This is a genomic window from Chryseobacterium elymi (genome assembly GCF_003385495.1).
Classification (GTDB): domain Bacteria; phylum Bacteroidota; class Bacteroidia; order Flavobacteriales; family Weeksellaceae; genus Chryseobacterium; species Chryseobacterium elymi.
This window is the reverse complement of the sequence record NZ_QNUH01000024.1, coordinates 1-13,000: the sequence shown is the minus strand read 5'-3', so window position 1 is coordinate 13,000 and position 13,000 is coordinate 1. Positions and strand designations below refer to the sequence as shown.

The window sequence follows — 13,000 nt, the reverse complement described above, 5'->3', positions numbered from 1 at the left end:
AAATTTAATAAACGATTACCTTATTAAAAACTATCTCCACTTTTATTTACTTTGTAGAATAGGATCAAATTCAGCGGTACGATAAAGTTCTTCCGGGACCTGGGCTAATGTAGACTCATGAAGCTTCATACCAAGTCCATAAAATTGTTGAAAGCTCATGATAAGCGGGCGCCATTTGTCCGGATCAACCCGGTTAGGAAAGCCATCCATCAGTATTGCTTCTTCCATATGCACCCTTACTATTTTAAGTTCAGCATAGATAATATTTCCGCGCTGGATCTCATTATCCTCCGCCAATAGATTTATCTTAACAAGACGGGCTTCCATTTGTACCGGACATTCTGATATTCTGGGGGAATTAATCAATGTAGATTCAACAGGCGTCATTCCGGCAATTTCAAATTTTTGGGATTCGTGACGATATCCTTTGCTTTGCTTTCCCTGAGGAACAGGATTTGAACCTGTTGTAAGAGCCAGCTTATTAACCATTCCCACCTGATCTGCTGAAGGAAGATTAATTACACACTCACCGGTTCTTAATAAATTTTCACAGGTTTTAGACACTGCAGAGATACCGATTACACAACGCCAGCCTAACCAAAAGATGGATGAAATAGGAGCAGCATTGAAACTGCTATTCTCATTTAATGTTGAAATAAGTATTACCGGGGTACCAAAGTACAAGATAGAAGGTGTACATATTTATGCATAATCTTATTTTTACAGGCAAAGGTATTTCGTTGACTTAATACAAAAAATCTGTTTCCTGCTGTATTTTAATTGATCTAATCTGCAAAAAAGCGGTTTATGCACTTTATTGAACAAAAAAAAGCTCCCATTTCTGGAAGCCTTATATTTTCTTAATTGAAATTAATCTACTTTAAATTCTCTGTTATTGATCAGCTCTGCAATCGCCAGCATGTCTTTTCCTATCAATCTGTCGTCTTCCAGTTTTTTAACTTTAGAACGGATCACTGCATAGTTTTCTTCAATAATTTTCGAACATTTGGCAGGTCTTCTGAATTCTAATCCTTGCGCAGCAAACATTAATTCCACAGATAAAATATTAACCAGATTTCCCAAAACCTGATTGAATTTTCTACCGGAAATACTTCCCATAGAAACGTGGTCTTCCTGTCCTAAACTTGTCGGGATAGAGTCTGCCGATGCCGGGAAACATAACGTTTTATTTTCCGTAACCAAAGCCGCTGAAGTATATTGAGGAATCATAAATCCTGAATTCAGGCCTGAGCTTTCCGTCAGTAATCGTGGTAATCCGTATTTTCCCTCTAATAATAAATAACTTCTTCTATCTGAAATATTCCCTAATTCGGCCGCTGCCAATGTAGCATAATCGAGAGGAAGCGCCATCAGCTGTCCATGGAAGTTTCCACCGGAAATAGATTCTTCAGCACTTAAGACAATTGGGTTGTCTGTCACAGAATTCAGTTCTGTTTCAGCCATTAGCTTAAGGTGTTCAAAAGCATTTCTGCTGGCACCGTGCACCTGCGGTACACATCTCATAGAATAAGGATCCTGAACTCTTTCACAGTCTTCATGCTCTTTCATATTTTCAGAGCCTTTTAAAAATTTAACCATTCTGGCCGCCACTTTTTTACTGCCTTCAAAAGGTCTGATGTCGTGAAGTTCTTTTTTGAACGGACTTTCAGAACCTCTGTAAGCCTCAATACTCATTGCGGCAGTCATATCAGCTAAGTTTAACAAGTATTCAAATTTTTCTAACCCTTTAATAGCGTGGGCCAAAATAAACTGAGTCCCGTTGATCAGTCCCAAGCCTTCCTTCGGGCCTAAGGCTAATGGTTCAAGGCCATGTCTTTCCAAAACTTCCATAGTTTCGAAAATCTGATCTCCTTCCCAAACCTGTCCCAATCCAAGTAACGGAAGTACAAGATGCGCAAGAGGAGCCAAATCTCCCGAAGCCCCTACAGATCCCTGTTCCGGCACCACAGGAATGATATCTTTTTCAAGCATCAGGATCAGTCTTTCAATCACTTCCATAGAAACCCCTGAAAATCCTTTGGACAATGCATGCACCTTAGCAATGATCATGATTTTGGAAAATTCCTTGTCGATAGGCTTTCCTACCCCTACCGCGTGAGAAATGATAAGGTTATACTGCAACTGAGCAGTTTCGTCAGCTGATATCTTAGTATCGCAAAGCGGTCCAAAACCTGTATTGATCCCATAAACACATCTATCGGATTCTACTATTTTCTGAACGTTTTTCTGGGATTTCAGGATCTGTTCTTTGGCTGCTTTATTAAGTTTAGCTTTATTTGGTTTTTTACAGATTTCCAGAACATCATGGAAAGTAAAAACATCTACACCGTATATCATTTCTAAAAATTTCCTTAAAATTACGCATTTAACCATAATTGGAAAAGCTAAATTTTACCTTCTCATATTTTTCTGATTATAGGTAGATTATTTTGCTATTTTTACTGCCGAAATCAAAAACAATAACTTATCAAACTTAAAACTTTACTGCTTACATTATGTCTTGCAGGCACTGTAACTTTTGCCCAGAAGGTAAAATATTCCAAAGAAGAGATTAAAAAAATGGAAACATACCTCTTCAATGAGGGCTTTAATTCTCCGTCTCCCAAAAAGACATCAACTATTATTTTAAAAGACGGAACAACTCATAAAGGTTTCTGCGGCAAGATTGACACTAAAAAAGGCCAAATCTATGAAGTTGCTTTGAAAGACAGCATCACTAAAAAAAATGAAATATTCAATGCTGAACAGATCAACGAAATGTATGTATACCCTACCAATGCGGAAAAAATTGCAAAAGTTGGAAAATATATGGGCAACATCAGAAACTTCGGTACTAAAAAGCTTACCAAGAATACAGACGGTGGCAGAATCCATTTTGTTAACCAGACTGTTTCCCTGAAAAATAAAAAAGATGATAAGGAATTCCTGATGCAGCTGATCAATCCTGAATTCAGTGATATTATTTCTGTATATCATGATCCGAGAGCTAAAGAAACTAATGGTTTTTCTATGATGGGTTCTCCTCAGCTTGGCGGCGGCGTTATTAAATCTTATTATGTAAAGAAAGGCGATAAGATAATGTGGCTTCACAAGGATGATTTTGAAGATAACTATGAATTCCTGTTTGGCGACAATACAGAATTTATGAAAAAATATCCTAAAAACTCAGTTGAATGGGACTATTTCAGCTTTCTTGTAAGTGAATACACTTCGATGAAGAACGGATAAAATAGTAAATCATTATCATTAAAACTGCAGAAAAACTCTGCAGTTTTGTTCTTTTAAATCCCGGATGGATTCCGTAATTTTGTTATATGAATCCTTCTTTAGAATTACAGCTTAAAACTTTACCATCAGAACCAGGCGTTTATCGTTATTATGATAAAAACGACCAATTACTGTATGTAGGAAAGGCCAAAAATTTAAAGAAAAGGGTTCTCTCCTACTTCAATAAAAATCTTCCCGGCTACCGTATCAAAATAATGGTAGGAAAGATCGTGCGTCTTGAAACAACCATCGTCAACAGTGAATATGATGCCCTTTTACTTGAGAACAATCTGATCAAGGAACACCGTCCTTTTTATAATGTATTATTGAAGGATGATAAAACGTATCCGTGGATCTGTATTAAAAATGAAAGTTTCCCAAGAATATTCCTCACAAGAAATGTAATCAAAGACGGATCTGAATATTATGGGCCTTATGCCAAAGTACGTCCTGCAAAGATTTTACTGGATACCATTAAACATATTTACAAGCTGAGAACCTGTAACCTTAATCTTTCACCTGCTAAAATTGCGGAGGGAAAATACAAGGTGTGCCTGGAATATCATATTAAAAACTGTGAAGGTCCCTGTGAAGATCTGGAAAGCAAGGAGGATTATGATGAAAAGATCGATGCCATCCGAGGAATTATCAAAGGGGATTTCCGGAAAGCAAAAGAGTATCTGGTGAATCAGATGATGAAAATGGCTTCCAATCTTAAGTTTGAAGAAGCACAGATCATTAAGGAAAGACTGGATATCCTGGAAGATTATCAGGCCAAAAATACGGTCGTGAATCCAAATATTGACGATGTAGATGTTTTTGGAATGACCAGTGATGAAGCGGCCGCTTATGTGAATTTCTTCAAGATCAGAAACGGAAATATCATTCAGAGTTTTACCACGGAGATCAAAAAGATCCTTGAGGAAACAGACGAAGATATCTTGGAAGAAGCTTTGATCGAGATCCGCCAGAAGTTTAGTTCTGATTCTAAAGAAGTATTGCTACCCTTCCATCTTTCTGTAGAAATCCCGAATGTAAAGCTAATTGTTCCAAAAGTCGGTGATAAAAAAAGGATTGTGGAGCTTTCCGAGAAAAACGCGAAGGAATACCGTTTAGAAAAGTTAAAGCAGGTACAGATTGTAGATCCGGAAAGACATACAAACAGAATCATGTCCGAAATGCAGAAACTGTTAAGAATGCCTGTGGAACCGAGACATATTGAAGGTTTTGACAATTCGAATATCCAGGGAACAAACCCTGTTTCAGCATGTGTGGTTTTTAAAGACGGAAAACCAAGCAAAGCCGATTACAGAATTTTCCACCCGAAAACAGTAGAAGGTGCCAATGATTTTGCCACGATGGAAGAAGTGATCTACCGCCGTTATAAAAGAATGCTGGATGAAGGGGAAGATCTTCCACAACTGATTCTGATAGATGGAGGAAAAGGTCAGCTTTCTTCTTCAGTAAAAAGTTTAAAATTATTAGGTCTTTATGGCAAGATCACGATTGTAGGGATCGCGAAAAGACTCGAAGAGATTTTCTTTCCTGAAGATTCTATTCCCTTATATCTTGATAAGAAATCTGAAACGTTAAAAATTTTGCAGAGAGTACGTGATGAAGCCCACCGTTTTGGAGTAAAACACCACAGGACGAGAAGAAAAAACTCTACCATTAAGTCTGAACTGGAAGAAATTCCGGGTGTCGGAAAAAAAACAATTGAGCTTTTGCTTTCTAAACTGAAATCTGTTAAAAGGATCAAGGAATCGAGTTTGGAAACTTTGGAAGAGATCCTAGGAAAAAGTAAAGCGAAGGTGATCTGGGAGTTTTTCAACAGCCATTAGGAAATAAAAAATCCTCAATTCTGTTTGAATTAAGGAGATCTTATATTTTTATTTTATAATCTGTAATTATTTTGCTGAAAAAACTTCTTTAGTAAACTCACCATTAGACTGTGGCATATCGATCACAATATTTCCGTTCTCATAATATCCAATAGTATAGCTTCCGTCTGAAAGTTTTACTCTAAAGACATCTTTTTTTGAAGAAGTTTTAAAAATGGCGAATGGTACAGAACTTCCTCCGTCTGCCAGAATAAACTGATTGGTATCTACCTGGATTTTCTGAAGGTTCACCTTACCGTTGGTATATTTCCCGGATGTATTTTCTGTAACAGGTGCAGATGAACTCTCTTCACTTTTTGTAACAACATTTTCTTTTGGGCTTTCCTTTATAACCTGAAGATTTGCCATCGGATTTGAAGCTGGAAGTGAAATAAGAGACTGTTTAAGAGCGTCCTGATAGCCTTCTTTATATTCTTTAATGTTCGAACTTCCTTTTGATGAAAATACTACATTCCCTTTACAGTCTTTAAACTCAAGCTCTACTTTATTTCTTAGAAAACTGCTTTTATTAAGTATGTTGCCTACGGCAAAACTGCAAGAGTTTTTCTCTATTTCTGAAGGCCACTGATCTTTACCTTCCTGGACAACTACGTATCCTTTGGATTTTAAAGCTTTAGCTAAAGAATCATCAAGACCATAGGATTCTTTCTCGAAATCTTTAAAAGTCTGAGGAATAGAAATATATTTATAATCAGAAACTTTTTGCCCGAAAACAGCAGTTACTGCTAACATAAACGTGAATACCGAAATCTTTTTCATTGCTTTTAAATTAATTCAAAGTTAATCATTTCTGAATGCTCCCATATCTAATTTAAGGGAGAAAAAATTAGAATAGAAGTTAGATCCTCCAATCCCTGAATTGGTGATCGCATAATCCAGTGTAAGTCCTCTGTATCTTATTCCAAGTCCAGCACTCGGCTGGAAGGAAACTTTTCTTTTCAGGTCTTCAATATCTGTAATAGACTGAAATCTGTTAATTCCAAGCCTTACAAAGATCATTTTCTGATATCCAAGCTCAGCCCCGGCATAAGGCGTTATGCTTGCAAAATCTGTTGATATCAAAGCTGCTGTTTTAGCAAAATCAACATTGATTCCAGCTTCCGGCAATACATACACGCTGCTGTTGATATTGAATATTTTACTTGCCCCAACGTTCAACTTAGGCATCGTAAGTTCCATTTTATCTTTGGGTGCCGGGTTGAACTCTTCCCCGTTTACTACCGTTGAAAGTTCTCCCTGATTAACACTCCAGAAGTTTACCGTAGTCGTTGCATCACGCAGCATTCCTCCGAATTTCCATCCGTTGTCAGCCTTATAAATAGCCCCGATATCAAAGCCAAAACCATAACCGCTTGCAAATTTACCTACATTCCTGTAAACAATTTTAGCATTTACCCCCACATCCAGTTTAGGATTGCCTGCTGGATTGAAAGCATAAGAAAGAATAGCCGCATAATCAGACTGTGAAAATTTGGTGATTTTATCATAGTCGATATTACCTTCGGCATCGATCATTTGAGTTGTGTTCAGGATATTGTCTACTCCCAATCGTACTATTGATACTCCAAATACTCCTTCTTCCAGGACTTTTGCGTACGCCAGATAGTCATACTTTGCAATAGATTCAAAATATTCTGCGTGCATTGCTGCACCCTGCCAGTCCCGTTCAATAGCCATTAAACCAGCCGGGTTCCACATCGGTGAATATACATCATCCTGGTTGGAAATTACAGCTCCACCCATGGCAAGTCCTCTTGCTCCGGCTCCGATATTCAAAAATTCATTGGAGTACTTTCTTATAATCTGAGACTGGGACAGCCCAAACAGTAGTGAAAATGCAAGTAAAAAGTATTTTTTCATCATATAAAATTTGATGCTTAGTTAAAGTTTTTTTGTTTTCTGGCTTTTATTAATCCATTTACAATGATAGCCAATATCATAACACCTGAAGCTACATAAAAAATAGGACTCATTTCTTCTGATTCTCCAAAGATAAAAAAAGCTAGTATAATTCCGTAGACAGGTTCTAAATTAACTGTTAAAATTAGAGTAAAAGGCGAAATATACTTCATCAGCTTCACCGATTCCAGCATTGGAAAAGCTGTAAAAACACTTGCCAATAAGCATATTAACGCCAGATCTCTGTAGTTTATTTCATTCATCTGAAAAATCTGTCCTGTAAACATATAAAATACAGCCAGAACAAACCATCCACAAAAAATCTCGTAGAATATAATATTTCCTGAACTTGTTTTTCCAAACATTTTACCGTTAAAAACAGAGAAAATGGTACCGAATACTGCACAGAGAATCCCATAGATGATGCCTTCTTTAAAATGAAACTCAGTTTTAAAAATTAATAATATACAGGCAACTATTACTACGCCCATTACAACTTCTGATATATCGATCTTTCTTTTAAAAATAACTGGCTCCAATATGGAAGCAAATAAGGTAGAAAGAGACAGGCAACTTAATGCTATAGAAACATTGGATACTTTAATGGAATAAAAAAAACAATACCAGTGAAGTGCCATGGCACAACCTATTCCGGCAAGCTGTAAAAATATTTTCCTGGATACCTTAATACTTTCCTTTTTATAAACCCTGATAAAGACAAATAAAAACACAGCTGCAAACAACATTCTGTAAAATACAAGGATCTGCGCATTAGCATGAATCAGTTTTCCTAAAATTGCGGTGAACCCCCATAAAAAAACAATTAAATGCAGCCTGAAAAGTGCTAATTTTTGCATATTCTAAATTGTGTAAATTTTTAACAGGCAAATTTACAAATAGCTTTTAGAAATACTGATAAAAAGATAAATTAAGTCAAAGAAAATTCAGAAAATGTAAAATTGAATTCATCTGCACATAATATGGCATAAAAAACCCTGAAAATTTGTTCAACGTTCAGGGCCTTCAAATAATAAACTATTAAAAAAATAAACTAGGAACTTAGAGTAATTAACAAGGAATATCATTCCTTTTACTCTGAAGTAAAGTTAAAAAAAATATCAGTAATTTAAAAATATTTTTTTGTTAAAAATTTCACAATTTTCTGAGAACCAATATATTAAACACCTGTTTTACTTCAAACGCCATTCATTATAAAAATAGTATCTTTAGCCGTAAAAAATTAAAATTTTATGGACCTTGAATTTAATAAACGGGAAGATCAAAATAGATTAAAATTATCTGATATCAATCAATTGCTCGCTGAAATAAAAAAAGGAGGCGGTGAAAAGAGGCTTCAAAAGCTTCGGGATGAGGGAAAAATGACAGCAAGAGAAAGAATTGAATATCTTCTCGACAAAGGTTCAGATTCCATAGAAATAGGTGCATTTGCCGGCTACGAAATGTATGAAGAGCATGGAGGATGTCCTGGTGGCGGAGTTGTAGTCGTAATGGGTTATGTCTCCGGCAGACAATGTCTTGTTGTTGCTAACGATGCTTCTGTAAAAGCCGGTGCATGGTTTCCTATCACCGGGAAAAAGAATCTAAGAGCCCAGGAAATTGCGATGGAAAACAAGCTTCCTATCATTTATCTTGTAGATTCAGCAGGTGTGTACCTTCCTATGCAGGATGAGATTTTTCCTGATAAAGAACACTTCGGAAGAATTTTCAGAAATAATGCTAAAATGAGCGCTATGGGAATTATCCAGATATCGGCTGTTATGGGTAGCTGTGTGGCTGGAGGTGCCTATCTTCCTATTATGAGCGATGAAGCGATGATTGTTGATAAAACAGGCTCTATATTCCTTGCCGGAAGTTATCTGGTAAAAGCTGCTATCGGGGAAAGCATTGATAATGAAACCCTTGGTGGAGCTACTACACACTGTTCAATTTCAGGCGTTACAGATTATAAGGCTAAAGATGATAAAGATGCCTTAGACAGGATTAAAACGATCATGAAATCTATTGGAACTTATGAAAAAGCAGGATTTGATAGAATAGAAAGTTTCCCTCCAAAGGAAAATCCTGATAATATTTTTGGAATTGTTCCTGTTTCAAGAACGGAGCAGTATGATACATACGAAATCATTAAATGTTTGGTTGACAATTCAGAATATGATGAATATAAACCTGATTATGGAAAAAGCATCATTTGTGCTACAGCCAGGATTGATGGCTGGTCTGTAGGAATTGTAGCCAACCAGAGAAAGCTTGTAAAAAGCGGTAAAGGTGAAATGCAGTTCGGTGGTGTTATTTATTCGGATTCTGCCGATAAATCAACAAGGTTTATTGCCAACTGCAACCAGAGAAAGATTCCTTTAGTTTTTCTTCAGGATGTAACAGGATTTATGGTGGGTTCAAAGTCTGAACATGGAGGTATTATTAAAGATGGTGCTAAAATGGTCAATGCCGTTTCGAATTCAGTGGTGCCGAAATTTACGATCATTACAGGAAATTCTTATGGTGCAGGAAACTATGCAATGTGTGGTAAAGCCTATGATCCCAGATTAATAGTAGCTTGGCCTTGGGCAGATCTTGCTGTAATGGGTGGGTCTCAGGCCGCAAAAGTTTTAGTGCAAATCCAGGAATCTACTTTAAAGAAGCAAGGTAAAGAGATTACCGAAGAAGAGCATAATGAGATTTTAAATACTATTACAAAAAGATATCAAAAGCAGACAGAAGCTACTTATGCTGCTGCCAGACTTTGGACAGATGCAATCATCAATCCTACAGATACAAGAAAATGGATTTCTATGGGGATTGAAGCTGCCAATCATTCTCCTATTACTGAAAAATTCAATCTGGGAGTTATTCAGGTTTGATCATATTGGTTTTCGTAAAAATAAAAAAAGATGTGGAATTGATTTTCCACATCTTTTGTTTTTATCCTGTTGAAATTTTTGAATTCTAAGAAAAGAACACTCCCGTTCTGAATCTCTCTTTATTCAGTTTTTTATTAACTGCCAGCCCCCAAAGAATAAATTCTTTTAAGAATAAAATATCTTCTGGTAACGTATCCGGTTGATATTTTTCAATGATCTGGTCAAGAGGAGCAATTCTGTTAAGAGATTTTGCATAGACTTCATCCGAAGATTCATCAGTAATTTCCAAAGAGCCGTCGTCTTCCAAAAACCAATCCGTAATCTGACTAAACGGTCCATCAATACTCTTTTTCTCCAGCTTTTCCACTTTCGGAAAATAAAATGCAAATAAAGTTCTGATCGCATTATCAATTAATAACTGGGCAACCACTTCCGCACCTTCCTGTTCGCCTTCATATACCAACTCCACTTTCCCTGTAATCGCAGGAATTATACCTACAAAATCACTTAATCTTACAGACGTTGTTTCATCACCCGTTAATAAAGATCTGCGTTCCGCAGTACTCAATAGATTTTCAAAGGCAGTGATGCTCATACGTGCGCTCACTCCGCTTTTTGAATCTACATATTCGCTGTCACGAGCTTCAAAACCAATCTGCTCCAAAAGATCTTTCGCCAAAGAAGGAACATATACTCCATTTTTCTGACGTCCGTCTAAGCTGGATTCATACCTGGTAATTTCCCTTGCAATATTGATGTTTTCAGGATAATGTGTCAAAATCTGCGATCCGATACGGTCTTTCAGCGGAGTCACAATACTTCCTCTGTTGGTATAATCTTCAGGATTCGCCGTAAAAACAAATTGGATATCCAAAGGCATTCTCACCTTAAATCCACGAATCTGTACGTCCCCTTCCTGCAAAATATTAAACAAGGAAACCTGTATCCTCGCCTGAAGATCCGGTAATTCATTGATGACAAAAATACAACGGTTTGCACGCGGAATCATTCCAAAATGAATCACACGGTCATCTGCATAAGAAAGTTTCAGATTGGCAGCTTTAATAGGATCAACATCACCGATCAGGTCGGCAACAGTCACATCCGGAGTTGCCAGTTTTTCGAAAAATCTTTCATCACGGTGAAGCCATTCTATCGGGGCATTATCGCCTTCTGCTTCAATTAATTCTTTTGCGAAACGAGAAATTGGGTTGAATGGATCATCATTAATTTCGCTTCCTGCAACAAAAGGAATCCATTCGTCCAACAATGAAGTCATCATTCTTGCCAGCCTGGTCTTTGCCTGACCTCTTAATCCTAATAAATTAATATTATGCCGGCTTAGAATAGCATGCTCCAATTGAGGAATAACCGTATTTTCGTATCCGAAAATTCCTTCAAATACAGATTCTTTATTGCGAATTTTATTTTTTAAATTATCTCGTAATTCGTCTTTAATGTTTTTTGATATGTATCCTGATGCTCTTAGTGAGCCTAATGTTTTTATAGTTGGCTTTTCAGTCATTTTATTTAAAATCTGATTTATTAACTTCTTGAAATATATTTTTATGAATAATGAATTTTAGCGGATTCTTTTCTTACGGTTCGTTTCATAATCTTCAAAAATCATGTGACCTAATCCATTAAGTCCTGTATAAAAAGCTTTCCCTTGATTGGCTTCTGTAAATTCACTCACAAATTGCTGTAAATAGGGATCCTGCGCAATCATGAAAGTAGTAATCGGAATATGCAGTCTTCTGGCCTGAGACGCCATATTATAACATTTCTGAACAACATATTCATCTAAACCATAAGAATTCATGTAGTATGTACCATCCGGCTGACGAACGCAACTTGGTTTCCCGTCGGTAATCATGAAAATCTGCTTATTGGTATTTCTTTTTCTGCGTAAAATGTCCATCGCCAGTTGGAGTCCTGCAACCGTATTTGTATGGTAAGGCCCAACCTGCAAATAAGGCAACTCCTGAATTTTAACAGGCCATGCATCGTCTCCAAAAACGATAATATCCAAAGTATCTTTCGGATAACGTGTTGTAATAAGTTCTGCAAGCGCCATGGCTACCTTTTTGGCTGGAGTGATGCGATCTTCCCCATATAAAATCATACTGTGGCTGATATCGATCATCAAAACCGTACTCATCTGAGATTGGTGAATACTGTCTTCAACAATTAAATCATCTTCAGTAAGATGAAAATCTCCGATTCCGTTATTGATCTGGGCATTCTTAAGACTTTCGGTAATAGAAATTTTCTCTACCGGATCTCCAAAGTTATAATTACGAAATTCCCCTGTTGTATCTTCCCCCGTTCCGCTTTTATTGGTTTTATGATTTCCATTGCCACTTTTTCCAAGGTTCCCGAATATTTGATTAAGCGCTTGTTTACGAATATTTTGTTCCATTTTTGCGCTCAGGCGAATTCCATTTCCACCATTAGGATCAACTTCTTCACGGATATATCCTTTCTTTTTAAGATCTTCAATAAAATCGTCAATAGTATATTCCGGAGTAGTAAGTTGGTATTCTTCATCCAACATTCGAAGCCAGTCAATCGCTTCATCAAAATCTCCCGAGGTATGGGTTAACAAATCTGTAAAAATTTCCAGCAGCCGATCAAATACAGATAATTCTGGTGCCTTGTAAGTTTCAAATCTGAACCCTCTCACGATATGCTCTTTCATGAAATAAAGTTACAACATAAATAAAAGGCCTTTAAGAGATTTAATCTATTTTAATCTTTATGAATAAAAATAATCTTGATTAATATTTAGAATAAATGGGGATAAATAAGGTAAACCACAGATTATACAAATTTCTACAGAGGTTGTAGATAGAATTTATTACTTATTTAAAGATAATTGATATTTTTTGGTGGATAGGTATAAAAACAAAAAAAGTCTCATACAAACTGTGTTGTATGAGACTTTTTAATAAAAACTGGCGGCGGCCTACTCTCCCGCTTTCGCAGTACCATCGGCGCTGGTGGGCTTAACTTCTGTGTTCGGAATGGGAA

10 protein-coding genes and 1 rRNA gene are annotated in these 13,000 nt (G+C 36.7%); 3 read left to right on the top strand and 8 right to left on the bottom strand.

All coding sequences use genetic code 11. The features are described 5' to 3' along the window. Positions 1-42 precede the first annotated feature (42 nt). Positions 43-684: a flavin reductase family protein gene (locus DRF60_RS18645; RefSeq protein WP_202974465.1), complete on the bottom strand. Its 642-nt coding sequence runs from the start codon at positions 682-684 to the stop codon at positions 43-45. A 186-nt stretch (positions 685-870) separates the two neighbouring features. Further along, a complete protein-coding gene (gene hutH, locus DRF60_RS18640) occupies positions 871-2,358 on the bottom strand; it encodes a histidine ammonia-lyase (RefSeq protein WP_116014427.1) in 1,488 nt (495 codons plus the stop codon). Between the two features lie 222 nt (positions 2,359-2,580). On the opposite strand from hutH, the gene DRF60_RS18635 reads away from it, so the two are divergent. Together DRF60_RS18635 and uvrC are read left to right on the top strand one after the other, a co-directional pair. Beyond that, complete coding sequence (locus DRF60_RS18635) at positions 2,581-3,249, top strand: hypothetical protein (RefSeq protein ID WP_238640243.1); 669 nt, start codon at positions 2,581-2,583, stop codon at positions 3,247-3,249. A gap of 86 nt (positions 3,250-3,335) precedes the next feature. Then, the gene (gene uvrC, locus DRF60_RS18630; protein ID WP_116014339.1) at positions 3,336-5,129 is read left to right on the top strand and encodes an excinuclease ABC subunit UvrC; all 1,794 of its coding nucleotides are present in this window, start codon (positions 3,336-3,338) and stop codon (positions 5,127-5,129) included. A gap of 66 nt (positions 5,130-5,195) precedes the next feature. Here uvrC and DRF60_RS18625 read toward each other — a convergent pair whose 3' ends face one another. Genes DRF60_RS18625 through DRF60_RS18615 form a run of 3 tightly spaced genes read right to left on the bottom strand, consistent with a single transcriptional unit; the run spans position 5,196 to position 7,945 of the window. After that, on the bottom strand, positions 5,196-5,948 hold the full coding sequence (locus DRF60_RS18625) for a hypothetical protein (RefSeq protein WP_116014336.1): 753 nt from the start codon (positions 5,946-5,948) through the stop codon (positions 5,196-5,198). A 21-nt stretch (positions 5,949-5,969) separates the two neighbouring features. Beyond that, positions 5,970-7,052: a putative type IX sorting system protein PorV2 gene (locus tag DRF60_RS18620; RefSeq protein ID WP_116014333.1), complete on the bottom strand. Its 1,083-nt coding sequence runs from the start codon at positions 7,050-7,052 to the stop codon at positions 5,970-5,972. Positions 7,053-7,066: 14 nt separating this feature from the next. Beyond that, positions 7,067-7,945 (bottom strand): DMT family transporter, encoded by an 879-nt coding sequence (locus tag DRF60_RS18615; RefSeq protein WP_116014330.1) that lies wholly within the window; start codon positions 7,943-7,945, stop codon positions 7,067-7,069. A 393-nt stretch (positions 7,946-8,338) separates the two neighbouring features. On the opposite strand from DRF60_RS18615, the gene DRF60_RS18610 reads away from it, so the two are divergent. After that, positions 8,339-9,967 (top strand): acyl-CoA carboxylase subunit beta, encoded by a 1,629-nt coding sequence (locus DRF60_RS18610; protein WP_116014327.1) that lies wholly within the window; start codon positions 8,339-8,341, stop codon positions 9,965-9,967. Positions 9,968-10,052: 85 nt separating this feature from the next. On the opposite strand, the gene DRF60_RS18605 is transcribed toward DRF60_RS18610, so the two are convergent. The 3 genes from DRF60_RS18605 to rrf all read right to left on the bottom strand — a co-directional run. Then, entirely contained in the window at positions 10,053-11,492 is a 1,440-nt protein-coding gene (locus DRF60_RS18605; protein WP_116014324.1) for an AAA family ATPase, read from the bottom strand. Positions 11,493-11,549: 57 nt separating this feature from the next. Further along, the gene (locus DRF60_RS18600) at positions 11,550-12,668 is read right to left on the bottom strand and encodes a vWA domain-containing protein (RefSeq protein WP_116014321.1); all 1,119 of its coding nucleotides are present in this window, start codon (positions 12,666-12,668) and stop codon (positions 11,550-11,552) included. Between the two features lie 254 nt (positions 12,669-12,922). Continuing rightward, positions 12,923-13,000: ribosomal RNA gene (gene rrf / locus DRF60_RS18595) — 5S ribosomal RNA — on the bottom strand; the annotation flags it as partial.